At 71.4% G+C, this 25,622-nt stretch carries 21 protein-coding genes and 1 pseudogene; 13 read left to right on the top strand and 9 right to left on the bottom strand.

Annotation, left to right across the window (positions count from 1 at the left end):
• Positions 1 to 2 precede the first annotated feature (2 nt).
• Entirely contained in the window at positions 3 to 683 is a 681-nt protein-coding gene (locus JMF97_RS21025) for a hypothetical protein (RefSeq protein ID WP_203223087.1), read from the bottom strand.
• A 480-nt stretch (positions 684 to 1,163) separates the two neighbouring features.
• Between JMF97_RS21025 and JMF97_RS21020 the strand changes: the two genes are divergently transcribed.
• The 4 genes and pseudogenes from JMF97_RS21020 to JMF97_RS31445 form a co-directional block, all read left to right on the top strand.
• Positions 1,164 to 1,649, top strand: coding sequence for a CarD family transcriptional regulator (locus JMF97_RS21020; protein WP_007073334.1), 486 nt, complete (start codon positions 1,164 to 1,166; stop codon positions 1,647 to 1,649).
• A gap of 56 nt (positions 1,650 to 1,705) precedes the next feature.
• Positions 1,706 to 2,422 carry a 2-C-methyl-D-erythritol 4-phosphate cytidylyltransferase gene (gene ispD / locus JMF97_RS21015; protein ID WP_203223086.1) on the top strand — a complete coding sequence of 239 codons (717 nt, stop codon included), beginning with the start codon at positions 1,706 to 1,708 and terminating at the stop codon, positions 2,420 to 2,422.
• Positions 2,419 to 2,901 carry a 2-C-methyl-D-erythritol 2,4-cyclodiphosphate synthase gene (ispF, locus tag JMF97_RS21010; RefSeq protein ID WP_203223085.1) on the top strand — a complete coding sequence of 161 codons (483 nt, stop codon included), beginning with the start codon at positions 2,419 to 2,421 and terminating at the stop codon, positions 2,899 to 2,901. The genes ispD and ispF overlap by 4 nt, the downstream gene beginning before the upstream one ends.
• Before the next feature lie 9 nt (positions 2,902 to 2,910).
• Positions 2,911 to 3,558 (top strand): annotated as a pseudogene (locus JMF97_RS31445) (tetratricopeptide repeat protein); the annotation flags it as partial.
• Between the two features lie 878 nt (positions 3,559 to 4,436).
• Here the strand turns inward: JMF97_RS31445 and JMF97_RS21000 are convergent.
• Positions 4,437 to 5,600 carry a homogentisate 1,2-dioxygenase gene (locus JMF97_RS21000; RefSeq protein ID WP_203223083.1) on the bottom strand — a complete coding sequence of 388 codons (1,164 nt, stop codon included), beginning with the start codon at positions 5,598 to 5,600 and terminating at the stop codon, positions 4,437 to 4,439.
• 84 nt (positions 5,601 to 5,684) lie between these two features.
• Between JMF97_RS21000 and JMF97_RS20995 the strand changes: the two genes are divergently transcribed.
• The 4 genes from JMF97_RS20995 (at position 5,685) to JMF97_RS20980 (ending at position 9,536) form a co-directional block, all read left to right on the top strand.
• Positions 5,685 to 6,551, top strand: a complete 867-nt coding sequence (locus tag JMF97_RS20995; RefSeq protein WP_203223082.1) for a hypothetical protein — start codon at positions 5,685 to 5,687, stop codon at positions 6,549 to 6,551.
• An 8-nt stretch (positions 6,552 to 6,559) separates the two neighbouring features.
• Entirely contained in the window at positions 6,560 to 7,756 is a 1,197-nt protein-coding gene (gene fahA, locus JMF97_RS20990; RefSeq protein WP_203223234.1) for a fumarylacetoacetase, read from the top strand.
• A 174-nt stretch (positions 7,757 to 7,930) separates the two neighbouring features.
• A complete protein-coding gene (locus JMF97_RS20985; RefSeq protein ID WP_203223081.1) occupies positions 7,931 to 8,140 on the top strand; it encodes a DUF397 domain-containing protein in 210 nt (69 codons plus the stop codon).
• A gap of 151 nt (positions 8,141 to 8,291) precedes the next feature.
• Positions 8,292 to 9,536 carry an outer membrane protein assembly factor BamB family protein gene (locus tag JMF97_RS20980; RefSeq protein WP_203223080.1) on the top strand — a complete coding sequence of 415 codons (1,245 nt, stop codon included), beginning with the start codon at positions 8,292 to 8,294 and terminating at the stop codon, positions 9,534 to 9,536.
• Between the two features lie 116 nt (positions 9,537 to 9,652).
• Here the strand turns inward: JMF97_RS20980 and hisC are convergent, their stop codons facing one another.
• Genes hisC through hppD form a run of 4 tightly spaced genes read right to left on the bottom strand, consistent with a single transcriptional unit; the run spans position 9,653 to position 13,746 of the window.
• A complete protein-coding gene (gene hisC, locus JMF97_RS20975) occupies positions 9,653 to 10,753 on the bottom strand; it encodes a histidinol-phosphate transaminase (RefSeq protein WP_203223079.1) in 1,101 nt (366 codons plus the stop codon).
• Entirely contained in the window at positions 10,750 to 11,688 is a 939-nt protein-coding gene (locus JMF97_RS20970) for an RDD family protein (protein WP_203223078.1), read from the bottom strand. Before JMF97_RS20970 ends, hisC begins: the two co-directional genes overlap by 4 nt.
• A gap of 22 nt (positions 11,689 to 11,710) precedes the next feature.
• Positions 11,711 to 12,529 carry an RDD family protein gene (locus JMF97_RS32050; RefSeq protein WP_307817029.1) on the bottom strand — a complete coding sequence of 273 codons (819 nt, stop codon included), beginning with the start codon at positions 12,527 to 12,529 and terminating at the stop codon, positions 11,711 to 11,713.
• A gap of 11 nt (positions 12,530 to 12,540) precedes the next feature.
• Positions 12,541 to 13,746 (bottom strand): 4-hydroxyphenylpyruvate dioxygenase, encoded by a 1,206-nt coding sequence (gene hppD, locus JMF97_RS20960; RefSeq protein ID WP_203223077.1) that lies wholly within the window; start codon positions 13,744 to 13,746, stop codon positions 12,541 to 12,543.
• Between the two features lie 138 nt (positions 13,747 to 13,884).
• On the opposite strand from hppD, the gene JMF97_RS20955 reads away from it, so the two are divergent.
• Positions 13,885 to 14,388 (top strand): Lrp/AsnC family transcriptional regulator, encoded by a 504-nt coding sequence (locus JMF97_RS20955; RefSeq protein ID WP_203223076.1) that lies wholly within the window; start codon positions 13,885 to 13,887, stop codon positions 14,386 to 14,388.
• Between the two features lie 73 nt (positions 14,389 to 14,461).
• On the opposite strand, the gene JMF97_RS20950 is transcribed toward JMF97_RS20955, so the two are convergent.
• On the bottom strand, positions 14,462 to 15,448 hold the full coding sequence (locus JMF97_RS20950) for an ArsR/SmtB family transcription factor (protein WP_203223075.1): 987 nt from the start codon (positions 15,446 to 15,448) through the stop codon (positions 14,462 to 14,464).
• A 65-nt stretch (positions 15,449 to 15,513) separates the two neighbouring features.
• Between JMF97_RS20950 and JMF97_RS20945 the strand changes: the two genes are divergently transcribed.
• From JMF97_RS20945 to JMF97_RS20935, 3 genes are all read left to right on the top strand, one after another.
• Positions 15,514 to 16,812, top strand: coding sequence for an MFS transporter (locus JMF97_RS20945; protein WP_203223074.1), 1,299 nt, complete (start codon positions 15,514 to 15,516; stop codon positions 16,810 to 16,812).
• Between the two features lie 103 nt (positions 16,813 to 16,915).
• Positions 16,916 to 18,370: an outer membrane protein assembly factor BamB family protein gene (locus JMF97_RS20940; RefSeq protein ID WP_203223073.1), complete on the top strand. Its 1,455-nt coding sequence runs from the start codon at positions 16,916 to 16,918 to the stop codon at positions 18,368 to 18,370.
• Between the two features lie 169 nt (positions 18,371 to 18,539).
• Positions 18,540 to 20,201, top strand: a complete 1,662-nt coding sequence (locus JMF97_RS20935; protein ID WP_203223072.1) for a fumarate hydratase — start codon at positions 18,540 to 18,542, stop codon at positions 20,199 to 20,201.
• Positions 20,202 to 21,001: 800 nt separating this feature from the next.
• Here JMF97_RS20935 and JMF97_RS20930 read toward each other — a convergent pair.
• Positions 21,002 to 23,395 carry a hypothetical protein gene (locus JMF97_RS20930; RefSeq protein WP_203223071.1) on the bottom strand — a complete coding sequence of 798 codons (2,394 nt, stop codon included), beginning with the start codon at positions 23,393 to 23,395 and terminating at the stop codon, positions 21,002 to 21,004.
• A gap of 199 nt (positions 23,396 to 23,594) precedes the next feature.
• On the opposite strand from JMF97_RS20930, the gene JMF97_RS20925 reads away from it, so the two are divergent.
• Positions 23,595 to 24,995 (top strand): class II fumarate hydratase, encoded by a 1,401-nt coding sequence (locus JMF97_RS20925; protein WP_203223070.1) that lies wholly within the window; start codon positions 23,595 to 23,597, stop codon positions 24,993 to 24,995.
• Between the two features lie 6 nt (positions 24,996 to 25,001).
• On the opposite strand, the gene JMF97_RS20920 is transcribed toward JMF97_RS20925, so the two are convergent.
• Entirely contained in the window at positions 25,002 to 25,259 is a 258-nt protein-coding gene (locus tag JMF97_RS20920) for a hypothetical protein (protein WP_203223232.1), read from the bottom strand.
• Between the last annotated feature and the right edge of the window lie 363 nt (positions 25,260 to 25,622).

The following is a 25,622-nucleotide window of genomic DNA, read 5'->3' as shown; positions in this document are numbered from 1 at the left end:
CGTCAGCCGGCCAGGGCGGCCAGTTCCCGCTGGTAGTCGGCGATCGAACCGACCTCGGGGACCACCAGCACGATTCGACCGGTGCGGTCGGCGAGCAGGGCGGTGGCCGTGTCCGGGCGGGCCGGCAGGTGCAGGAAGGCGCGCAGTCCCCCGGCCGGGTCGCCGAGGGCGTGTGCGTTGCTGCCCGCAGGAGCCGCCCGAGGGCTCTGCCCCGCGACGGTGACGACGGTGACGCCGACGGGTGCCGCTGCGGCCGCCTCGGTGACCCGATGCGGGCAGGCGCACCCGTCGACCAGCAGCACCACCGCCGGCAGCAGCCCACGCAGCGGCACCGGCGACTGTTCGGCGTCGACGAGGTCCAGCGCGGGCAACGCCCTGCCGTTGAACTGGGCGGGTGTGGGTTCGGGCCCGGCCGTGGTCGGTTCGGGAGTGCCCCGGCCGGCCCGGGGCCAGGTGACGGTGACCAGGCCGGCGACGGTGGCGATGACCGCGACGAGCAGCACCAGCACGGGCACCGTCGGGGGTCGCCACCAACGGGATCGGCTCACCACCTGCGTCCGCAGCTCACGGCGGACCTGTTCGGCCTCGGCGGCCAGCGCGGAGGCGTCGTCCGGTACGACCACCCGACCCCACTCGGGAGGCAGGTCGGGCAGCCCGGGACCGTCGGCGTCAGCCTTGCCCATCACGACCCCCTGGTGCTTCCTGGGTACGCGGACAGTGGCCTCTCCAGCGTCCCGTACTGCGCCCGGTCCCGCTACCGCTGCCCACACTTGGGTACGGCGGGATATCATGGGGTGGGTGCGTAGCCTTTGATCTCTGGTTACTTGATCTTTGAGTGCCTGATCATTGGGTGTCTGAGCAATGAGGTACTTGATCTCTGGCGTGGGCGAAATCGCTGACGTAGAGGTATTGGTCTGCAGACGTATTGATCATTGGTGGGTTGATCATTGACGGGCACGCCGAGGTTCACGGCTTTTTCGTCGGCCATGCCCGATCGGTCATGTTCAGATTACAGAGCGTGCTCGAATCATCGGATCGGTCATATGTCAAGCCGAAGAAAGACCTCTCACAGGGCCCCTGAGCTGCGCCAACGGTCAGGACAGCGGTGAGACATCGGTGCCTGAGCGTGTTACCCTAGACACAGCGAAAGGGGTTTCGAACCTATGGTTTTCAGTGTCGGCGAGACCGTTGTTTACCCCCACCACGGGGCCGCACTCATCGAGGCAATCGAGACTCGGGTCATCAAGGGCGAGCCCAAGCAGTACCTCGTCCTGAGGGTCGCGCAGGGTGACCTGACGGTCCGGGTGCCTGCCGAGAACGCCGAGATCGTGGGTGTGCGCGAGGTGGTGGGCGAAGAGGGCCTCGGCAAGGTCTTCGACGTTCTCCGGGCTCCGCACACCGAGGAGCCGACCAACTGGTCGCGACGTTACAAGGCGAATCTGGAGAAGCTGGCCTCCGGCAATCCGCTGAAGGTGGCCGAGGTCGTCCGCGACCTGTGGCGCCGGGAGCGGGAGCGGGGCCTTTCCGCAGGTGAGAAGCGCATGCTCGCCAAGGCCCGCGACATTCTCGTCGGCGAGGTCGCGTTGGCCGAGAAGAGCACCAAGGACGAGGCGGAGACGCTGCTCGACAAGGTGCTGACCGAGGCCTAGTCCGCACAGCATCGTCGTACCCACTTCGTAGCGAAGAAACCATCGAGGACCGCGACGTGACCGCGCAGCTGAATCCGCGCGGTGACGTCGCGGTCCTCGTGCCTGCGGCCGGTGCCGGCGTACGCCTCGGCCCCGGTCGACCCAAGGCGCTGCGGCTGTTGGCCGGGGAACCGCTGCTGGTGCACGCGGTCCGCCGGCTGGCCGCCGCCGCATCGGTGCACACCATCGTGGTGGCCGCCCCGATCGCCGAGGTCGCGGCCGTACGTGAGCTGCTCGCGCCGATCGCCCCGGTCACGGTGGTGCCCGGTGGGGCCGAACGGCAGGAGTCCGTGGCCGCCGCCCTTGCCGCCGTGCCCGCCGGGCCCGACATCGTCCTGGTGCACGACGCGGCCCGCGCCCTGACCCCGCCCGCCCTGGTGGAGTCGGTGGCGGCTGCGGTGCGCTCGGGCCACGACGCGGTCATCCCGGTGCTGCCGGTGGTCGACACGATCAAGGAAGTCGACGCGGACGAACTGGTGCTCGGCACCGTCGACCGGCGAGCGCTGCGGGCGGTGCAGACCCCGCAGGGGTTCCGACGGTCGGTACTGGCCGCCGCACACGCCGCCGCCGGTGACGCGTTGACCGACGACGCCGGGCTGGTGGAGAAGCAGGGCGTACCGGTGTTCTGTGTTCCCGGCTCGGATCACGCCCTGAAGATCACCCGCCCCTTCGACCTCGCGCTGGCTGAGCACCTGCTGGCGACCGGTCTCCGGACGCGTACCCTCGATTCATGATCGTTCCTCGGGTGGCCATCGGCACGGACGTGCACGCTTTCGAGGCTGGCCGACCCTGCTGGGTGGCCGGCCTGCACTGGCCGGACCAGGACGGGTTGGCCGGGCACTCCGACGCCGACGTGGCCGCGCACGCCGCCTGCAACGCGCTGCTCTCCGCCGCCGGGTTGGGTGACCTCGGCGCGAACTTCGGGGTGGGGCAGCCGGAGTGGGCCGGGGCGAGCGGGGTACGTCTGCTGGTCGAGACCGCGCGCCGGGTCCGCGCCGCCGGCTTCGCCATCGGCAACGTGTCCGTGCAGGTCGTGGGGGTACGACCCAAGATCGGTCCACGCCGGGAGGAGGCCGAGCAGGTGCTGTCGGAGGCGGTCGGCGCCCCGGTCACGTTGTCCGCCGCGACCACCGACGGGCTGGGGTTCACCGGGCGCGGCGAGGGACTCGCCGGGATCGCGGTGGCCTTGGTGTACGCCCAGCCGAGCGCCTAGGCTCGCGCGATGTCCGCCGACGTCCCCGCCGACCCGCCCGCCGCCGACGGCTACCTTCAGCGCGCCACCCTCCTCGCCGAGTTGGGCCGCTACGACGAAGCGGTCGATGAGCTCGGTCTCGCGCTCGCCCTCGACCCCGCCCACGTGGAAACGCTCGTCATGCTCGCCCGGGTGCAGTTGGCCGCGGACCGGCCCGTCGAGGCGCTGGCCGCCGCCGAATCCGCCGTTGCCGCCGCACCCGGGCAGGTTCCCCCGCTCGTCCTGCGCGGCCTGGCTCTCGGCGACCTGGAACGGTACGGCGACGCCGCGCGTACCGCCGACGAGATCCTGGCCCTGGGCCCGCAGGACGCGTACGCCCAGCGCAGCGCGGCGGCGATTCTGGCGGGTTCCCGCAACGGCCAGCCGGCCCTGAACGCCGCCTGGCACGCGGTGGAGTTGGCACCCGAGGAGCCGCAGGGGCACCTGGTGCTCGGCCTGGTGGCGGCGAACATGCGAATGTTCGATCTCGCCGAGCGGGCCTACCGGGAGGCGTTGCGACTGGATCCGCGACTGGCCGAGGTGAGCGAGGACGTCGGCGTGCTGCGGTTGGAACAGCGACGCTGGAGCACCACGCTGGAGCAACTGGCCGAGGCCGCCGTGCCGACGCTGCCGCCGACCGATCCCCGCCGGACCGAGGTGAACCGTCCGGAACCGGCTCCCGACGACCTGCCCCGGCAGGGTCCGCACCCGCCCACCGGTCCGGGCGCCGACCAGCAGCCCGGCTGGCCGACCGAGGGTCGTACCGGGCCCGGCTGGCCCACCGAGGGTCGTACCGGGCCGGGCGGGCCGGCCGACGGGGGCGCCTGGCCGGGCGGGACGCCTGCGGGGTGGGACACGCCTAGCGGCGAGCGCCGCCCGGGGCCCGGTCCCCAGGACGGTGGCGAGCAGCCGAGCCACGGTGGGGCCGAGTTCCCCGAGCCGGGCCGGTTCGGCGGGCCGGTGGATGCGGGCCGGGCCGGTACCGGTCCGTTCGTCGCGCGTCGTCCGGTGCCGGCGGCGCTGCGGCAGTTCGTGCTCTGGGGCGCCGGCTGGTCGATGGTCGCCGCCCTCGTGATCGCCTGTTCGGCGACCACCGGTTCCGGCTTCTCCCGGTTCATGGCGGTGCTGGCGGCCGCCGGCGGGGGCATCGTGCTCTGGCGGCACGCGTCCCGGCTGCCCGGCCTGACCCGGACGGTGCTGCCGGTACTGCGGCGAACCGACCGTCCGCTGGTCCTGGCCGTGTACGCGGCAGCCGCCGCGCCCGCGCTGATCCTGCTCTACGCCCTGGTCGGCACGCCCTGGCCGCTGGTGCTCTCCATCGGCATCGCCACCGTCGCCCAGTTGACGATCGTCTCGCGCCCGGTGGCCTGAGCCCCGCCCTCGCCGTGCGGCAGGCAGCGGGCCTGGCGTTGGTGCGACGTGCGCAGCTCCAACGCCGGCTGCGCGCTAACAACCGGCTGCCCGTTAACAGGGGGCCCCTTCACCTCGCGAGGCGTTAACAAGGGGCCCCTGCTTCGTCAGCGGCGGGACCAGGTCCAGGCGTACGCGTCGTCCTCGCAGTCGGCTGCCGCGTCGCACAGGTCGAGCGGGCGGAAGGTGTCGACCATGACGGCCAACTCGTCGAAGAAGTCGACACCGATCGAGCGTTCCGCGGCACCGGGCTGGGGGCCGTGGGTGAAGCCGGACGGGTGCAGCGAGATGGAACCCTGCTCGATGCCGGAACCGCGTCGCGCCTCGTAGTTGCCGCCGGTGTAGAAGAGCATCTCGTCGGAGTCGACGTTGTGGTGGTGGTACGGCACCGGGATGGCGTCCGGGTGGTAGTCGACCTTGCGGGGGACGAACGAGCAGATCACGAAGTTCGGGCCCTGGAAGGTCTGGTGCACCGGTGGCGGCTGGTGGATCCGGCCGGTGATCGGCTCGAAGTCGTGGATGGAGAAGGCCCACGGGTACATGTGACCGTCCCAGCCGACCACGTCGAACGGGTGGTTGGCGTAGACGTGGCGGGTCCAGCCGCGACGGTGGCGGACCAGCACCTCTACGTCGGTCTCCTCGACCAGCAGCGGCGCGTCCGGTCCCCGGACGTCCCGCTCGCAGTACGGCGAGTGTTCCAGGAACTGGCCGCGCACCGAGAGGTAGCGCTTCGGTGGGCCGATGTGGCCGGTCGCCTCGACGGCCAGCAGCCGGGTCGGCGTGTCCCCGGTGGGCACCAGCCGGTGCACCGTCGAGGTCGGAATGATCACGTAGTCGCCGGCCACCGCGTCCAGTACGCCGAAGGTCGACTCGACCCGCAGGGTGCCCGCCTCGACGTACAGGCAGTGGTCGCCGGTGGCGTCGCGGAACAGCGGGGACGGCTGGTCGGCGAGCACGTAGGCGATGCGTACGTCGTCGTTGGCGAGCAGGTAACGCCGGCCCAGGATCGGGTCGGCCCCGGTGCCGTCGAGCTTGTGGGTGCGCAGGTGCCGGGGCTTGAGCGGCAGGTTGGGCACCCGGGTCACGGCCGGCGGGGTGAACTCCTCGGCGGCGACGATCGCGGTCGGGGCGTACCGGTGGTAGAGCAGGGACGAGTCGGAGGAGAAGCCCTCCTGGCCCATCAACTCCTCGGTGTAGAGGCTGCCGTCGGGCTGCCGGAACTGGGTGTGGCGCTTGCGCGGCAGTTCGCCGACGCTGCGGTAGTACGGCATGTCGCCTCCCGGTCACCAGCTTGATGCGTCCGATTATCGGACGCTGTTGTCCGCTCCTTGTAGCGTCCCGTACATTCTTGTCTCGTGTCAACGCAGCTGCCCGCACTCGTCGCCGGCCTGGTCGACGATGCCGCCGTCTTCCCGCCGGGCAGCGCGTCGCTGCCCGACGCCGTCGCCGCCCACCGGCGACACCGCGCCGACTGGTACGCCGACCTCGTCGGCCCGCTGCTGCTGCCCGCCTCGAAGGTTGCGGCGGGCGAACTGAGCGGGCTGGTCGACCCGGCCGAGGGCTTCGTGATCGGGTTGATCGGCGACACCGGCCTCGACCGGCTGCCCCTCGCGCTGTCGTTCCTGCCGCCGCTCGGGGTGACCGTCCGGCAGGTGGAGGCCCCGGTCGCCAAGCGGGGCGAGGACCCGCAGCCCGGCCTGGCCGAGCTGATCAAGCTCACCGAGCGGCTGGACGACGTCGCCGTCTTCGCGGAGATCCCGTTGACGTTCGGGCTGACCGCCGCCCTGGACACGCTGGCCGAGGCGCGCTCCGATGGGTTGCCGGTCGCCGCCAAGTTCCGTACCGGCGGGTTGGCCGCCGAGCTGTTCCCCACTCCCGCCGAGCTGGCTGCGGTCATCTGCGCCTGCCGGGACCGGCAGCTGCCGTTCAAGTTGACGGCGGGGCTGCACCACGCGGTGCGCCACCTCGACCCGGAAACCGGCATCACCCATCACGGCTTCGCCAACGTGCTGGCCGCGACGCTTGCCGCCGCCGAGGGGGCCGCGGTGGGGGCGGTGACCGAGCTGCTCACGGTCCGCGACGAGCGACCCCTGGTGCAGCAGTTCGAGGGCCGGCACGACCTGGCGCGTCCGCTGTGGGTGGGCTTCGGCTCGTGCAGCATCGTGGAACCACTTACCGATCTGATCCGGCTGGGGCTGGTGAACGGGAGAAATCAGGCATGAGCGAGCGAGTGAGCTGGGTGGCGGGCGCGGAAGGGTCCGGTTTCGGCATCCAGCACCTGCCGTACGGGGTGTTCCGGGTCGGTGACGGGGAACCGCGCATCGGCGTACGCATCGCCGATGTGGTTCTGGACCTGGCCGCCGCGGAGGCCGCCGGTCTGGTGCTGGCCGGCGGGGCGCTGCGCGAGCCGACGCTCAACACGTTCCTGGCGCTGGGGCGTCCGCAGTGGACCTCGGTACGGCAGCGGATCACCGAACTGCTCACCGACCCGGCCCACCGGGCCGCCGTGGAGCCGCTGCTGGTGCCGCTGGAGCAGGTCCGGATGGAACTGCCCATCGAGGTCGCCGACTACGTGGACTTCTACTCCTCCGAGCAGCACGCCTCGAACGTCGGCCAGATCTTCCGGCCCGGCCAGCCGGCGCTGCTGCCCAACTGGAAGCACCTGCCGATCGGCTACCACGGCCGGGCCGGCACCGTGGTGGTCTCCGGCACCCCGGTGGTACGCCCGCAGGGCCAGCGGCCGAGCAAGGACGGGCCGGTCTTCGGCCCGTCGGTACGCCTCGACATCGAGGCCGAGGTCGGGTTCGTGGTCGGCGTACCGAGTCCGCTCGGCGCCCGGGTGGCCGTCGCCGACTTCGACGAGCACATCTTCGGCGTGGTGCTGGTCAACGACTGGTCGGCCCGGGACATCCAGGCGTGGGAGTACCAGCCGCTGGGCCCGTTCCTGGGCAAGTCGTTCGCCACCTCGATCGCCGCCTGGGTGACCCCGCTGGACGCGCTGCGGAACGCGTACGTCGCCGCGCCGGAGCAGGACCCGGCGGTCCTCGACTACCTGCGCGACGACCCGCACGTCGGGCTGGACCTGCGGTTGACCGTGCAGTGGAACGGCGAGACGGTCAGCGAGCCGCCGTTCGCCGGGATGTACTGGACGCCGGCCCAGCAGTTGGCCCACCTGACCGTCAACGGCGCCTCGCTGCGTACCGGTGACCTCTACGCCTCCGGCACCGTCTCCGGTGACCGGCGTGACCAGGTCGGCTCGTTCCTGGAGCTCACCTGGGGCGGTGCCGAGCCGGTGACCGTGGGTGGGGCGGAACGCACCTTCCTGCTCGACGGCGACACCGTGACCATCACCGCCACCGCACCCGGACCGGACGGCTCCACCATCACGTTGGCCGAGGTTACGGGCACGATCGTGCCGGCTCGCTGACCCCTTTCCGACAGGTCTCCCGCTATCGCACCGGCTGTGCGAACAAGTCCCGTCACCGCTCGTTGATCGCCTCGGAATTCCGTCGCCACGTCGCGCCGGGCTGACCGGCGCCCCCCGTTCCGGTCGGTCCGGTCGCGGCGGGGCGGCATGTCGAAGCCGAGGGAGATGACGACGATGCACGATCTCGTGGGCGCGGTCTGGCGTACCAGCAGCCGCTCCAATGACCAGGGGCTCTGCGTGGAGGTGGCCGACAACCTGGTCCGCCGCCGCGGTGTGGTGGGTATACGTGACTCCAAGGACCAGGCCGGGCCGGTGCTGAAGGTCAGCCCTCGGGGCTGGAGCGCGTTCGTCGGTGCGATCCGCGACGGCGACTTCGCCCGCTGACCGCCCAGGGTCTCCGGGGCGGACGATCTGCCCCGGGGCCCCGCATCATGATCTCGCCGGGTCGGCTGCCGACCTCCGCCGCAGCGCAGCCTGACCGCAGCATCCGGGCCGTTCCGACTGGTGGGTAGGGTGCCGGGCGGGGAGGTACGGCATGGGGTGGACGACGGGGCAGCGGCGGATCGTGGCAGCGGTGGCGGCGACCGGGGTCGCGGCGGCACTCGCGCTCGTCGCGTACCGCGTCCTGGCGCCGGCCGAGGTCAGCACCACCGCCCGAGGCGACTACCCCGCGCGCAGCCAGCCGGCACCCGGGGTGGTGGGCCGCCTGCCGGTCGCCCCGCTGATCGTGGACGGCCGGCTGCGGGTGTACGCGGCACAGCGCCAGGTCTACGCCGATCAGCCGGCCGACGGTCGGCACCGGAGCACGCCGTACTGGTCGTACCGCCGGTGGCCGGCGACGGTGGACGCGGTGGTGGCGAGCGGTACGACTGTGGTGAGCCGGTGGTCCGACGGCAGGCTGGTGGCCCTCGACGCGCGTACCGGTCAGGTCATCTGGCGCGCGGACGGCCCCGAGCCGGAGCGGGAACGGGTCACCCGCCGGACCGGGTCGGCGATCGTCTGGCAGCCGCGTGGTGTCTCCGTGGTCCGGACGGCCGACGGCCGGGATGCGGTGGTGACCTCCGGTTCCGGCGAGGTGCGGGCGGTGGACCTGGCCGGTGGTGCGCAACTGTGGCAGGCCGAGGTGGGGCGTGGTTGCCGGGAGCCGGTCGGCGGCAGCGCCGACGGCCAACTGCTCACCCTGGACCGCTGTGCCGGGCCGACGGTGGTCGAGTTCCGGGACGCGGCGACCGGGAAGGTGGGCGACCGGTGGCGTCCTCCGGACGCCGGTGACGAGCTGACGGCGACCCTGATCGGCTGCGCTCCGACGGGCTGCGCGGCGTTGCGTACCGCTGGTCCGGACGGCATCTCGACCCGGGGTTGGTTGCTCGGCTCCGGTAAGCCGGTTGCGGCTGCGGTGCTCGACGCAGCGGACGCCGAACTGCTCGACGGGACGGCCGTGACCTTGACGGACGGGCTGGTCGTCGGCCGCGCGGTGCGCAACGGCACTGAGCGCTGGCGGGCGTCGGTCGGGCCGGGCCGGTTGATCGCCGTTCAAGCCGACCGGGTCCATGTGTTGACCGTGGGGAACGAGCTGGTCACGTTGGACGCGGCCAGCGGTCGTGAGCTGTCCCGGTTCGTCCTGAACGTGGGCTCCGACGGCACCGGGTGGCTGCCCGGGTCGGTGTACGCAGCCGACGGATACGTCACGGTGGAGCGGCTGCGGCGGCCGGTCGACCCCGATGGGGACGATCACACTTACTACTTCACCGCAGAACCGTTGATCATCGCCGCGACCTGATCAGCGCACAAATATCCGCAAAGCGGACAAAAAAGACATATGGTGCTGGTGGTGGGCTTCCGGGCCGGTCCGCTGGGGGATGGCGGACCGGCCCGGTACGGCCTCGGGAGCCGGGCTCAGCTCAGCGCGACCTCGGCGGCGGCCAGGAAGGCGTCGTTCTCGGCCGGGGTGCCGATGGTGACCCGGACCCCGTCACCCGGGAACGGTCGGACGATCACGCCCCGAGCCTCACACGCCTTGCCGAACTCCAGCGCCCGCTCGCCCAGCGGCAGCCAGACGAAGTTCGCCTGGCTGGCGGGCACGTCCGGGATCAGCTTGCGCAGCGCCTCGGTGACCCGCTCCCGCTCGGCCACCACCAGGGCGCACCGCCGCTCCATCTCGTCGGCCTGGGCCAGCGCGGCCAGCGCCCCGGCCTGGGCCGCCATGCTGCTGGAGAAGGGCGTGACGACCTTGCGTACCGCCGCTGCCACCTGCGGCTGGGCGACCAGGAAACCGATCCGCAGACCGGCCAGCCCCCAGGCCTTGGACAGGGTGCGCAGCACGGCCACGTTGGGCCGGTCGACGTAGTTCAGCCCGTCGGGCACCTCCGGGTCGGTGACGAACTCCCGGTACGCCTCGTCGATCACCACCAGCACGTCGTCCGGCACGTCGTCCAGGAAGCGGTCCAGCTCCGCCCGACCCAGCGCGGTGCCGGTCGGGTTGTTGGGGTTGCAGACCAGGATCATCCGCGTCTGGTCGGTCACCGCCGCGGCCATCGCCGCCAGGTCGTGCCCGTGCCCGGCGTCGTTGGGCACCTTCACGCTGGTCGCGCCGCTGGTCGCCGCGATGATCGGGTACGCCTCGAACGACCGCCACGCGTAGACCAGCTCGTCACCGGGCAGGCAGGTGGCGCGTACCAGGTGCTCGGCCAGCGCCACGGAGCCGCAGCCGGTGGCGATCCGGTCAGGGTCCACCCCGTACCGGTCGGCCAGCGCCTGGCGCAGCGCCACCACGCCCATGTCCGGGTAACGGTGCACCCCGGCGGCGGCCTCGGCGACCGCCTCCACCACACCGGGCAGCGGGCCGTACGGCACCTCGTTGCTGGCCAGCTTGATGGCCTCCGGCAGACCCAGTTCGCGAGCCAGGTCGGCCGGGCTGCGCCCGGGCACGTAGTTGGGCAGCGCGTCGAGGTCGGCACGGGTCAGCCGCACTGTCGGCTGGCGTCCGGTGTCGGTCATGGGGCATCTCCGGGTGGGTTGGCGCCGTCGGCGGGGGTACGGGGAACCTTGACCACCACGGTCTGCGCCCGCTTGTCGTGCAGCGCCTGTCGCAGCGGGTGGTCGAAGAGCGGGGAGAGTGCGTCGATCAACTGGAGCAGCAGACCGAGGCCGCAGCAGTACCAGAGCAGGGTGGGCAGACCGAGGGTGTTCCACCGACGCAGCGCGCGGCCGAAGCCGAGCGGGGCGTCCGCCTCGACCGGTACCGCCCGGATGCCCATCAGCCGCTTGCCGAAGCTCTGCCCGCTGGCCGCCATCGACGGCACCTCGTACGCCAGCCAGAGCATCGTGGCGATCAGCAGAATCACCACGATCAACGACCCGGTCTGGTCGCCGGCCTGCGGCAGCGGTTCGGTGTTGCGTTCCGGGTTCTGCAGACGGCGGCCGAACTCGTTGAGCGGCACCGAGATCTCGTCCAGCAGGCGCGCGACGAACCAGCCGTTGACCAGCACGTTGAGCATGAACACGATGCCGAAGTCGATGAGTCTGGCACCGAGTCGAGCGCCGAAGCCGGCCAGCGGCATACCGTGCGGCCGGGGCTCCGGTGGCCGTCCGGGCCAGGTCGGGTACGGCCAGCCGGGCGGTGGCCCGTGCCGCGGATCGCCGGCCGGCGGCCACTGCTGCCAGCCAGCGGGTGGAAGATGCCCCGGGGGTGGGCCCCCGACCGGTGTGCCCGGCGGGGTGGCTGGTGTGCCGGGCGGGGTGGTTGGTGTGCCGGGCGGGGTGGCCGATGTCACCGGCTCGGGTTCCGGTGTCGGTTCGGGCTCGGGCGGGGGTGGGCCCTCGGGTGGGGTGGCGTCGACCGGGATGGGCGCGCCGATCCAGCCCTCGCCGTCCCAGTATCTGCGGGTTTGCGGGTCGGCGGGGTCGACGTACCAGCCGGGTGCCACGCTCACGGCGCGGCCTTGCTGTGCTCGGTCACCTGGCCACCTTAACGACGACGGTCCCGGCGAACTTGTCGTGGAGGCACTGCTGCCAGGGCTTGTCCCACAGTTGCCACAGCCCGTCGAGGTAGCTGCCGAAGGGCACCAGCGACCCGCCCACGAACTCCACGAGGTACCGCTTCCCTGCCATCCGTCGATCGAGGGTGGCGGTCGGATCGAGCGGAACGACCCGCAGTTTCATCACCTTCTTGCCGATGGTCTGCCCGGTCCGCTTGAGGTACTCGACGTGGTACAGCCAGTAGATCGCGAACATGAGCGCGAACAGCGCGACCTGGAGCAGCAGCATCGGCAGCAGGATCTCCGTGATGACGTCGGCGGGGGTGGGGTCCGCCAACGTGCCGTCCGGGTTCATTTCCGGCAGGTTGGTGACGAGCCAGGCCGTGAATGCCAGGAAGATCGGCGTGAACAGCACCAGCAGCACGGCGGTGGCGATCGCCGTGTCGATCAGGTACGCCAGCAGCCGGTCACCGAAGCTGGCCAACGGCTGCCCACCCGGCCCGAGCACCGGCGGTGGCGGCCCGCCCGCCCACTTCGGCGGCGGCTGACCCGGGGACCAGCCCGGGGGCGGTTGACCTGGGGACCAGCCGGGTGGTGGCTGACCCGGCGGCCAGCCGGGTGGCGGGCCACCGGGGACGCCCGGCGGGGGTGGCGGGCCGGCCCAACCCGCGGGGGGTGGGGCGTACTGCGGCGGGGAACCGGTGGGCGGCGGGGCGTCACCGGCGACGGGCGGCGGCCCACCGATCGGTGAGCCGCCACCGACCGGCGACGTGGGGTGGGGTGAGGGCTGGGTCACGCTCGACAGTGTTACAGGTTGCCGCGCTTCTCCTGCTCACGCTCGATCGCCTCGAAGAGGGCCTTGAAGTTGCCCTTGCCGAAGCCGAGCGAGCCGTGCCGCTCGATGAGCTCGAAGAAGACGGTCGGGCGGTCCTGCACCGGCTTGGTGAAGATCTGGAGCAGGTAGCCGTCCTCGTCCCGGTCCACCAGGATCTTGCGGGCCTTCAGCTCCTCGATCGGCACGCGTACCTCACCGATGCGGGCCCGCAGCTCCGGGTCGTCGTAGTACGAGTCCGGGGTGTCCAGGAAGTCGACGCCGGCCGCCCGCATCGCGTCGACGCTGGCCAGGATGTCGTTGGTGGCCACGGCGATGTGCTGCGCGCCCGGGCCCTGGTAGAACTCCAGGTACTCGTCGATCTGCGACTTTTTGCGGGCGATTGCCGGCTCGTTGAGCGGGAACTTCACCTTGCGGGTGCCGTTCGCGACCACCTTGCTCATCAGCGCCGAGTAGTCGGTGGCGATGTCGTCACCGATGAACTCGGCCATGTTGGTGAAGCCCATGACCCGCTTGTAGAACTCGACCCACTCGTCCATCCTGCCGAGCTCCACGTTGCCGACCACGTGGTCGACGGCCTGGAAGAAGCGCTTCGGCTGGATGCCGGCGTCGATCATCGGCTGGCGGTCCACGATCGGGCCGCGGGCGACGAAGCCGGGCAGGAACGGGCCGGTGTAGCGGGACCGGTCGACCAGGGTGTGCCGGGTGTCGCCGTACGCGGCGATGGCGGCCATCCGGACGGTGCCGTGCTCGTCGCTGACGTCGTGCGGCTCCAGCAGGCCGGTCGCGCCCTGCGCGGTGGCGTGCGCGTACGCGGCGTCCACGTCCGGCACCTCCAGCGCGATGTCGGAGACACCGTCGCTGTGCTTGGCCACGTGCTCGGCGCCGTCGGCGTCGGGGCGTACCACGCCGGTGAGCACGAACCGGGCCGAGCCGCTGGTCAACACGTACTGGGCGTGGTCGCGGTGGCCCTGCTCCGGGCCCCGGTACGCCACGCAGGTCATGCCGAAGGCGGTGGAGTAGTAGTGCGCGGCCTGCTTGGCGTTGCCGACCAGGAAGTGCACGTGGTCGAGGCCCTTGACCGGGAACGGGTCATGGGCGATGTCGTGGTCGACGGCGCCGACGAGGGCATCGACGTCGACGTCGTCGGTCGACTGGGGTCGGTCGATCGCCTGGGTCATGGTGGCCTCCCTTGCGTACCGGCCGGCCTGCTCGGCCGACGCTGTGCTCGTTCCCCGGACTATCACCGTGACCCCGCTCACTGAGCAACTGTCAGCTCTATCGCTGGTCAGGTTGCACAACAAGTAGGGTGTTCAGCCGTGAACCCTGGACAGGATGTACAGCTCGATGCGCTCGATGTCAGCCTGATCGAACTGCTCGCCGCGGAACCGCGGATCGGTGTGCTGGAGTGCTCCCGTCGCCTGGGGGTGGCTCGCGGCACCGTCCAGGCGCGGCTCGACAAACTGGTCGACCGGAAGGTGATCGGCGGATTCGGGCCGGAGGTGTCGCCGGCCGCGATCGGGTTCACGGTGACCAGCTTCGTCACCTTGGAGATCAGTCAACGGCACGGGCACGTCCCGGTGGCCAACCACCTGGCCGGGATTCCCGAGGTGCTGGAGGCGCACACCATCACCGGCTCCAGCGACCTGCTCTGCCGGATCGTGGCCCGCTCCAACGCCGACCTGCAACGGGTGATCGACCAGATCGTCGCGTACGAGGGCATCCGCCGCGCCTCCACGATCATCGCCCTGGACGAGCAGATCCCGTACCGCGTCCTTCCCCTCGTCCGCTCCGCCGTCCGGGAAGGAAGGGCACCTTCTTAACGCCTCCGGTAGAGCAGGGGTCCCCTGCTAACACGCCTCAGTCGGGTGACGCGCCTCAGGCGGCTGAGGCGGATCAGTCGGCGCACAGCGCGTCACCGAGCGGGGTGCGCCGGTAGCGCACGGCCCGGCCGGTGCGGATCCGGCTGACCAGCCCGGCCTCCCGCAGCACCGTGAGATGGTCGCCGACACCGCCGAGGCTGAGCCCGAGTTGAGCGACGAGTTGACTGGTGGTGGCGGGCAGGGCGAGCGCCCGCAGCACCGCCGCCCGCGAGCGGCCGACCAGCCGATCCAGGGCGTCGTCGGGCCGCGCCGGGTCCGGCGGCCCGAGCAACTCGGCCACCCCGGAGGCCCGGTAGACGATCGCGTACGGCCAGGGCTGCTCGACGTACGCGATCAGGGTGCCGAAGACGGTGGGTACGAAGAGCAGGCCCCGACCGGCCAGCGAGTGGGTGTCGGGGTCGGTGTCGTTGATCTCGATGACGCCGACGTCACCGGGGATCCAGCGCAGCCGAGGATCCAGGTCGGCGACGGCCGCACCCCAGCCGTAGGCGAGCAGGCGACCCGCCCGACGCACCAGGTCGCGCTCCAGGATCGCGCGCAGGCGCGGCCAGTCCGGCTCGACCAGCGCCTTCCAGGACTCCTCGATCGCGTCCGCGATCAGGTCGACCACGTTCGGTGACGCGTAGATCCGGCGGGCGTACGCCGGTGGAGTGGCGCGGGGCCCGGCGAGGTTACGGGCCAACTCGTCGCGGGCCTGCGCCAACGGGGTCGCCCGGACCGCGGCCAGTTCGCCGTGGAAGTCCCGGGCCGTGCCGTCCGGCGGAGGCTGGATGAAGTCGGCGTTGTAGCCGCCGCGACGCAGCAGCGCCAGCAACGCCCCGACCGCCGGCACCTCCCGGCGCAGCCGCTCGTACGCGGGCCTGGTCCGGGCCACCCACGGCCCCAGCCCGTCGGAGGCTCGCTGGCCGGCGTGCAGCCGCAACGCGGACACCGTCTCGCCCAGCGGGGAGACGGCGTACCGACTGGCGGCCACGTCGGCCGGAGTGACCTCGATCCGCATGCCGCACCTTTCGCTTGACAGCGAAAGGATAGAGCCGACCGGGGCCTTCGACCAGGCTGATCGCCGTGACCGACACGCGTACGCCCACCGTCGAGCGGCCGGCGACCTTCGGCGACGTCTTCGCCGTCGCCGAGTTCCGGGTGATCTTCGGCAGCTTCGGGATCTTCATGATCGGCGAGACGGTGAAGATGCTCGCCCTCTCCGTGCTGGTCTACGAGCGCACCGGCTCCGGGCTGCTGGCCGCGCTGGCGTACGTGACCGGGTTTCTGCCGCACGCGCTCGGCGGGGTGTTCCTGCTGGCCCTGGCGGACCGGATGCCGGCCCGCGCGCTGATCGTCGGGTACGACCTGTTGCGGCTGGCGGTGGTCGTGGTGCTCGCCACCGGCGCGCTGTCACCGCCGCTGATGCTCGGCCTGGTCGCCGTCGTGGCGCTGTTCGGCCCGGTCAGCAGTGCCGCGCGGACCGCGCTGCTGCCCGAGGTGCTGCACGGCGACTCGTACGTGTTGGGGCGGTCGCTGCTCTCGGTGGCATCCGGGGGCACCCAGGTGGCCGGCTTCGCCGTCGGTGGCCTGCTGCTCGGGCTGGTCGGGCCCTACGGCGCGCTCTGGCTGACCGCGTTGACCTGCGGGCTGTCCGCCCTGCTGGTACGCGTCGGCCTCACCCGCCGCCCCGCCCGGATCCGCACCGCCCCTGCCACCGATGCCGTAAGCACTGGTGCCGTGGGCCCGGCCAGCGGTGCCGTGGGCCCGGCCGTGGGGCGGGGCAGGGGTGGTGCCGTTCGGGAGACGCTGCGGGTCAACCGGGAACTGCTCGCCGATCGCCGGATCCGGGGACTGCTGCTCGCCCAGTGGCTGCCCGGCTCGCTGCTCGTCGGTGCCGAAGGCGTGGCGGTGCCGTACGCGGCGGAGTTGGGGCCGGGCGCGAGTGCCGGCGTACTGCTGATGGCCGGTGCGGGCGGGATGCTGGTCGGTGACCTGCTGGTGGGTCGGTTCGTGGCGCCGGCGCGTCGGGAGCGGTGGACGCCCTGGCTTGCGTTGCTGCTCGGCGTACCGATGCTGGCGTTCCTGGCCGGTCCGGGGCTGCTGCCGGCGGCGGCGCTCTTCGCGGTGGCCACCGCGGGCTTCGCCTACCAGCTCGGGCTGGCCCGACGCTTCCTCGACGCGGTGCCCGAGTTGCGTCGTGGGCAGGCGTTCGGGCTGGTCAGCACGGGGATGATGGCGATGCAGGGGCTGGCGGCGGCGGGTGCGGGCGGGCTGAGCGAGTGGCTCGCCCCGGGCGTGGTGATGGCGGTGGCCGGTGCCGCGTCGATCGCCGCGACGCTGACACTGTGGCCGGTGCTGAAGCCTGCCGCTCACTCGCGTTAACAAGGGGCCCCTCTACCACCGGAGGCGTTAATAAGGTGCCCTTCCTTTCACGACACGCGGTGCGGTGCGGGCGGTGGGGGGTGCGGGTGGCTACCGTGTTCCGGTGGCGAAGGGCAGTGGCCTCGGCGTGCGTGGTTGGCTGCTGCTTGGCCTGACCACGGTCGTCGCGCTGGCCGCGACCGGAGTCTGGAACCCGTTTCCTGGCATGTGGGATTGGGTGAACCGGCGGTCGCCCATCTCCGAGCCGGACCTCGTCTGGCAGCAACGTATCGGTGGCACCCCGCGCAGCGTCACCATCGCCGGGGAGACGGTGGTGGTCGAACAACGCACCCGGGTCGAGGCCCGCAGCCTGGCCACCGGCAGTCAACTCTGGGAGCGCAAGGCCGACTGGAGCGCGGTGGCCGGCGGCGGTGCCGAAGCCGTGGTCGCCGTCGGTCGCCTGCTGGTCAAGGGGTACGAGGTCCTCGACCCGACCACCGGCGTGACCCGTCGGCGCAACAACGACGCGGTGGCCGTCTGGACCTACCGCAACCTGCTGCTCGACGCGCGTTGCGTGGAGGCGACCGACTGCACCCTGAGCGCCTGGGAACCGCGCGGGGTCGCGCCGCTGTGGACCGCCTTCCTGCCCGGGGTCAGCAGCGGCCTGCTCGCCGACAACCCGAACCTGCTCGACAGTCGTCGGCTGTCCAGCCCCCGCATCGACGGTGAGGTGGCGGGCCCGGAGACCGTACCGGCGCTGCTCGGGTTCCCCGTCGACGGGCGGGTGCACGTGGTGGACACCGCCACCGGTCGGGTGTTGCAGGACGTGGAACCCGGACGCGACGAGCGGCTCGCGGTGATCGGTGGCCGGCTGCTGCGCATCGTCGCCCGCTCCCAGGACGGCAACTGCTACTTCACCATCTCCGGCCGGGACGCGGCCACCGGGCAGGAGACCTGGCAGCGTTCCGGGCTCAACCTGCGTACCGCCGACAGTGCCGGGTGCGTGCAGCGGGAGGACCCGTACGGCGCCCGCAACGTGCTGGTCGGGGTCGCGCCGGACGGTCGGGAGGCGATCCTCGACGGGTACGACGGGCGGCTGCTGCTGGCCACCGAGAACTCCGAACGGGTGCTCGCCGTGGACGACCGGTACGCGGTGGTGCGTACCGCCGGCCGGGACGGGATCTCCGGCCGGGAACTCAGCTCCGGTCAGGTGCGGTGGAACCGGCCGAGCGGCGAGAAGGCGGGTGCGGCACTGACCCCGTACGCGGCCGTCGTCGCCGACGAGAAACCGAACCGGCTGGTGGCCCTGGACCCGCGTACCGGCCGGGAACTGGTCGCGCTGCGGACCTCGGCCAACGCGCTGGCGGTCGGCCCGGCCGGCATGGTGATCGGTGAGGGCCGTGAGATCGGCTACATCCGCTTCGGTGCGGCGAGCGGCGACCCGGCCCGCAACGGTGATCCAGGTCGCAACGGCGACGGAAGTGTGCCAGGGCCGGCGGGCAGTCCCGGCGCGCCGGGGCCGCAGAGCACCTGCGGGCCGAAGAACGAACTGTGCGACGACCCTGATCCCGGCAAGTGACGCCGTCCGCCGGGTCGGATGAGGGTGAGCGGCACCACCCCACCCGGTGGGTAGGAGTGATCGAACCTTCTGCCCTAGGCTTTGCCGTCATGAGCGAGCGTCAGCGAGCGAATCACGGGTGTAGTGCGGTGGTGCCCCACGGCGGCACGGAGCGCAGTGGAGTGACGGCATGAGCACGGAATTCTCGTACGCCCCGCTGTTGCCGACCGGGCCGGACCAGACGGAGTACCGCCTGGTCACCGACGAGGGCGTCGACGTGGTGAACGGCCCGGGTGGCCGCCGGTTCCTCACCGTCGACCCGGCCGCGCTGACCGCGCTGACCGCCGAGGCGATGCATGACATCGCCCACTTCCTGCGGCCGGCGCACCTGGCCCAGCTGCGGTCGATCATCGACGACCCGGCGGCCTCGCCGAACGACCGGTTCGTCGCGCTGGACCTGCTGCGCAACGCCAACATCGCCGCCGGCGGAGTGCTGCCGATGTGCCAGGACACCGGCACCGCGATCGTGATGGGCAAGCGTGGCCGGCACGTGCTCACCGACGGCAGCGACGCCGAGGCGATCTCCCGCGGCGTATGGCAGGCGTACACCCGGCTGAACCTGCGCTACTCGCAGCTCGCCCCGCTGACCATGTGGGAGGAGCGCAACACCGGCAGCAACCTGCCCGCCCAGGTGGAGCTGTACGCCGAGGACCCGGACGGGCACCCGGACGCGTACAAGTTCCTCTTCATGGCCAAGGGCGGCGGCTCGGCCAACAAGTCGTACCTCTACCAGGAGACCAAGGCGCTGCTGAACCCGACGCGGATGATGCAGTTCCTGGAGGAGAAGCTGCGGCTGATCGGCACCTCGGCCTGCCCGCCGTACCACCTGGCCGTGGTGATCGGCGGCACCAGCGCCGAGTACGCCCTGAAGACCGCCAAGTACGCCTCCGCCAAGTACCTCGACGCGCTGCCCACCTCCGGCTCGATGACCGCGCACGGCTTCCGTGACCTGGAGCTGGAGGCGGAGGTGCTGGAGTTGACCCGCAACTTCGGCATCGGCGCGCAGTTCGGCGGGCGCTACTTCTGCCACGACGTACGGGTGGTGCGGCTGCCCCGACACGGCGCGTCCTGCCCGGTGGCCATCGCGGTGTCCTGCTCGGCCGACCGCCAGGCGGTTGCCAAGATCACCCCGTCGGGTGTGTGGCTGGAGCGACTCGAAACCGACCCGGCTCGCTACCTGCCCGAGGTCACCGACGCGCAGCTGGACACCACCGAGGTGGTCCGCGTCGACCTGAACCGGCCGATGGACGAGATCCGCGCCGAGCTGTCGAAGTACCCGGTCAAGACCCGACTCTCCCTGACCGGCCCGCTGGTGGTCGCCCGGGACATCGCCCACGCCAAGATCGCCGAGCGGCTGGACGCGGGCGAGCCGATGCCGCAGTACCTGCGCGACCACGCCGTCTACTACGCCGGCCCGGCGAAGACCCCGGAGGGCTACGCCTCCGGCTCGTTCGGCCCGACCACGGCCGGGCGGATGGACGCCTACGTGGAGAAGTTCCAGGCCGCGGGCGGGTCGATGGTGATGCTCGCCAAGGGCAACCGGTCCGCTCAGGTGACCCGCTCCTGCGAGCAGCACGGCGGCTTCTACCTCGGCTCGATCGGCGGCCCGGCCGCCCGGCTCGCCCAGGACTGCATCAAGCACGTCGAGGTTCTGGAGTACGCGGAGCTGGGCATGGAGGCGGTCTGGAAGATCGAGGTGGAGGACTTCCCGGCCTTCATCGTCGTCGACGACAAGGGCAACGACTTCTTCGCCGAGGTCACCAAGCCCGTCCTCACCATCGGCAGCCGCTGAGCGTCTCGGCCACCTGAGCGACGGCAGTGCGACGATGCGAGCCCTCGGCGTGTTGCCGAGGGCTCGCCTGCCGGGCTCAGTAGGGCGTCTCGTAGTCGTACAGCGCCGTTACACCCTCTTCCCGGTCGAGATCGCCCGGTGCGCGTTCTCCGCCCGGTCGGTGACCGGGCTCTGTTGCTAGTGAAGGCTCGGACTCCCGAGACGCCGCAACCATGTAGCCAACCTTGGCGGATGCCCCAGGATGCCGCATCCCGGCACCGTCTTGCGGAACCCGAGACTGCGACATGCGGCAACCGGTGCCGCGCTCTCACATCAGCCGCGTGCAACGCCACCCACCGCCGTCGAGCGGCTGACCTTGAAAGCCGCCATTCCCCAGCCCTCCGGCAGCCCTGGGTAGGGGCCCGGGCGCCTTTGCTCTGCTTCACCCCACGCACTGCTTCGTCGCCGAAACCGTTGCGTGGGTTGAAGCAGAGCAAAGGCGCGGCGAAGGGGTGTGCTCACCCGGCCACCGGGCGAGCGTCGCCTGACCCACCCGCTCCAGGATCGCCTCGGCCGCTTCCTCCCAGCCTCGCGCCCGAGACGGGGATGAAGCTCCCCGATGTTGAGCGACCCGCCCGCGCTGGCGCCGTCCCCCTCGCGGTCAGGTGGGCCCACCGGGAGGCCCCGAGCCGCGCCGGGTCGAACACCGGCCCGCGCCGGGCCGTGACCGGACGAAGCTACACCTGCGCCAGCGAGTGGATCCAGCTGTGCTTCCGCACCAGGGGCGCCGGACTTCCGCCCGGCACCCCTGTCGTTCCGGATCAGCCCTGGTAGTGCACGTAGAAGTAGTAGTAGTCCTCGCCGGAGGTGATGCCCGACGCGGTCCTGCTCGACACGTACAGGTAGTGGCCGCCGTCGTACCTCGGGGTCAGCGTGATCGTCGCGGTGCCGTCGGCACCTGCCGCGACCGTCCGCTCCTCGTTGTTGTACCGGTAGACGAACTCGGTGGTGCCAGGCATCTGCGCGGTCAGCGTGAACTGACCCGGGATGTTCGGGCCGCCTCCGCCGGTGGGTGGGTAGTCCGTGCTGCTCACCGTCGGCGCCAACCGGTTGAGGACGAAGGCGTGCTCGGCTCCGTCCGAGACGATCGATCCCATCGTGGCGCGTACGGTCAGCCGCACCCAGCCGGAACGGTCAGCAGGGTAGGACTGCGGCGTCCAGTTGATCGTGGCCACCCCATCGGCGCCTGCGGTGACCGTCCGCTCCTCTTCGCCCTCGAAGGTGTAGACGTACCCGGTCACGCCGTCGTGGGCCGGGCGGAAGGTGAACTCACCAGCGACTCCCGGTCCGCCGCTCTGCTGGTAGATGGGATAGTCAGCCGATTCGATCGTCGGTGCCCAGGACGTCGCTTCGAAGTACGCCGAGGCGGCCTCGGAGACGGTGCCGTCGGCGGTTCGGCTGTAGACCTCCATCCAGTGGAATCCGCCGAAGGTGGTAGTGAAAGTTACGCTCGCGGTACCGTCCGCCTCGGCGGCGACCGTCCGTTCCGGTCCGCCGGCCACCGACCAGACGTACTCGGTCACGCCGGGCATGCCGGGGCGGAAGACGAACGTGCCGGGGGTGCCGACGAGGGCGCCCTCGCCGCCTCCGATCGGGTACTGCTCGGACGAGACGGTGGGCTCGGTTGCCAGGTAGAACTGCAACTGCGCCTCGCCGCTGGGCAGCCCGCCGGAGGTCCGACTGGTCACGGTGACCCGGTTCCAGCCGGACTTGCGGGGAGTGACCGTCACCGTGGCGGTGCCGTCCGTCCCTGCCGGCACGGTGGCCGGATCGCCGTCGTTGAGCCGGTAGGTGTACTCGACCACGTCCTCCATACCGGGCGTGAACGTCAGCTCGCGGGGTTCGCCGATGGCGCCGTCCGGATTTCCGTCGGTGATCCGGGGCGCGGTGTCGCGCACGGTGAACTCGTAGGTCGTCTGTGCCGAGCGATTGCCGGTGTGGTCGGCGGTTTGCACGTACAGCCGGTTGGAGTGGCTGCGCGTCGGCGCGTGGCTGATGGTGGCCAATCCCGACTCGTCGGCGGCCACGTATGTGTACGGGCCGCTCTCGCCGTAGTAGTAGCCGGCGATGTCGTCCGCGCCCGGCGCGGAGAGGTGGAAGGCGCCGGGAATGCCCGGACCGCCGTGACCTGGCTGGCTCCAGCCGGCCGGGTAGTCGGTGGAGGTGACTGTCGGAGCCGGCGGTCGCACCGTGTCGACGGTGAACCGGCACTCCGGGGACCAGTCGGAACTGGCGTGCTGGTCGGCGGCGCGGACCGAGAAGGCGTACGTGCCGCCGTGGACCATCCCACCCTCCGGCACCGTGTAGCTGATGCGGCGTGGCGCGTAAGTACTGTAGGACGTCCACTCGGTGCGCTCGGTGGGCCGATCGGCCGGCCACCAGGCGAAGGTGGCGGTGACCTGATCTCCGGCGAACCCGTCGAGCTTGTCCGGGTCGGTGACCTGGGCGCTGAGCACCGGCACGGTGGTGCCGATCAGCCGGCCGTCCGCGCAGGCTAGACCGGCGACGGTCAGTGCGCTCGGCACGTCGGGTGCGGCGTTGGACTCGATCGAGATGCCCAGCGGCGTGATCCACCGGCTGAGGCGCTTGTTCTTCTCATGCTTCCCGGCGATCCGGGCCATCAGGGTGAGGCTGTCCTGACCGTCGGCAACCGCCTGGCGCAGCGTTTCGGTGAGATCGAGTTCGAGGTAGCTGGCCGGGCAGGCGGGGGAGTTGAAGACGTCACCGCCCCGCTCGTACACCCGTGGCGCGGTCTTCCAGGTCGGCGGCTGAGCCGGCGTGGCAGTACGCCAGATCTCGATCTTGCGGGGCTGCGCGCAGTCGGTCACCGACGATTCGCCGGTGACCCCGTACGCCTTGATGATGTCCTTGCCCTGATAGGGCGTGAGGTCGAAGGTGAAGTACGCCCGGGAGGTGTGCTTGCCCTCGTCGGAGGCCCAGGTGCCGACCGGCACCCGGTCGGTGGTGCCGACCGGAAATGCCACGGTCGGCTGCTTGGCGTCGGTGTAACTGATGCTCGTCGGGCGTTCGAACCTGGTCGTGCCGGCGACCGCTGGCGTGCTGCTGACGAGCACGGCGACCGGCACGGTCAGCAGAACGGCCGCACCAGTGATGAGGAGTCGGCGCGGTTTGCGCCGCTGGCTTGCGATACGCACGCCGGTGTTACCCCCGTCGTCCTGCAACGTGTAAACCTCTCGATCGAAGTGATGAAATTTCGAAAATCTTAAAAGAATCACTATTTGGGCTGCCAGGATTTAGGCGGAAGGTGTCTCGCGGCCGGTTGCCGTTGATCTGGGACCGAGCGGCTGGGGCGAACATCTGCACGTCCACGCCGGGCGGGGCAGGATGGGATGCGTGACGACTGCAGAGACGACGGGTTACCGGATCGAACGCGACTCGATGGGCGAGGTGGAGGTGCCCGCCGATGCGTTGTGGCGGGCCCAGACGCAGCGGGCGGTGCAGAACTTCCCGATCTCGGGGCGGGGCATCGAGCCCGCCCAGATCCGGGCGCTGGCCCAGATCAAGGGGGCGGCGGCCGAGGTCAACGGCGATCTGGGGGTGATCGACGCGAACGTGGCCGCGTCGATCGCCGCAGCCGCCGCGCACGTGGCCGACGGTGGGTACGACGACCAGTTCCCGATCGACGTGTTCCAGACCGGCTCCGGCACCTCGTCGAACATGAACACCAACGAGGTGATCGCCACGTTGGCCAGCCGGGAGCTGGGCCGCGACGTGCACCCCAACGACGACGTCAACGCCTCCCAGTCCAGCAACGACGTCTTCCCGTCCTCGATCCACCTGGCCGCCACCGAGGCCGTCGTCCGTGACCTGCTGCCGGCGCTGGATCACCTGGCCGGCGCGCTGGAGGCCAAGGCCACGGAGTTCGAGACCGTGGTCAAGGCGGGGCGTACCCACCTGATGGACGCCACGCCGGTGACCCTGGGGCAGGAGTTCGGCGGGTACGCCGCCCAGGTCCGCTACGGCATCGAGCGGTTGGACGGGGTGCTGCCCCGGCTGGCCGAGCTGCCCTTGGGCGGTACGGCGGTGGGCACCGGCATCAACACCCCGCTCGGCTTCGCCGCCGCCGTGATCGAGAAGCTGCGCGACTCCACCGGGCTGCCGTTGACCGAGGCACGTAACCACTTCGAGGCGCAGGGCGCGCGGGACGCGCTGGTGGAGGCGTCGGGTCAGCTGCGTACCGTCGCGGTTGGTCTTTACAAGATTGCCAACGACATCCGGTGGATGGGCTCGGGCCCTCGCGCCGGCCTGCGTGAGCTGCGCATCCCCGACCTCCAGCCCGGCTCGTCGATCATGCCCGGCAAGGTCAACCCGGTGGTCTGCGAGGCGGTCCGGCAGGTCTGCGCGCAGGTGATCGGCAACGACGCGACGGTGGCGTTCGCCGGCTCGCAGGGCGACTTCGAACTCAACGTGATGCTCCCGGTGATGGGCCGCAACCTGCTCGAATCCATCCGGCTGCTGGCCGCGTCGAGCCGCCTGCTCGCCGACCGCTGCGTGGTCGGCCTGGTCGCGGACGCCGAGGTCTGCCTGTCGTACGCCGAAGGCTCGCCGTCGATCGTCACGCCCCTCAACCGCTACCTCGGGTACGACGAGGCCGCCTCGATCGCCAAGGAGGCGCTGGCCAAGCAGACCTCGATCAGGGAGGTGGTGATCTCCCGTGGCCACGTCGACTCCGGCAAGCTCACCGAGGTCCAGTTGGACGAGGCCCTGGATCTGCTCCGGATGACCCACCCCTGACCGGCGTCACAGGTGCGTCCCGGGGCGCGGTACCCAGGCCAGGAACCGGGCGAAGAGGGCGGCCGGGGTAGGACCCTCGTCCGGGTCCAGGCGGTCGAGGTCGGCTGCCGCCTCGTGCAGTACGGCGCAGAGGTAGACGCTGAGGGCGATCCGGTCGTGGGCATACTCGGCGATCAGCGTCAGTCGTGCCGTCGCGCAGGGCCAGGGTGCCGCGCAGGCCCGACACAGCCACAGTGGACGCAACGGCAGGTGCGGCCGGATCACCCTGGCCTGCGCCCAGGGCGGGCGGTTCGGTGCCGGGGGTGCGGCCGGCTCGGTGGGCACCAGCCGGTGGCGGTCCGGACAGGTTCGCCAGCGCAGCCCGCAGGAGCAGTACCGCCGAAGCCCTCGCCAGACCTGCCGGTGGCGAGGTGCCAGGGGTACGGGCCGTCGGCTGCCGCTCGATCGTGGTAGCCAGGGGAAACGGTGCGGACCGGACTCCGGTCCCTCGGCGGATGGGGTCGGCATGGCGCAGCCTTCCGGTCGATCTGACTCGTCACGGCCCCCGACGATGGGACCGCCCGGCCGGGGGAGCGGGGCGGTCCCACCTCGACGCCACCTCTCGGGGGAATGAGCGGCGAGCGTCGC

This window comes from Micromonospora fiedleri (genome assembly GCF_016774385.1).
Classification (GTDB): Bacteria; Actinomycetota; Actinomycetes; order Mycobacteriales; family Micromonosporaceae; genus Micromonospora; species Micromonospora gifhornensis.
The sequence above is the reverse complement of the archived record's forward strand: the minus strand, read 5'-3'. Positions and strand labels throughout refer to the sequence as shown.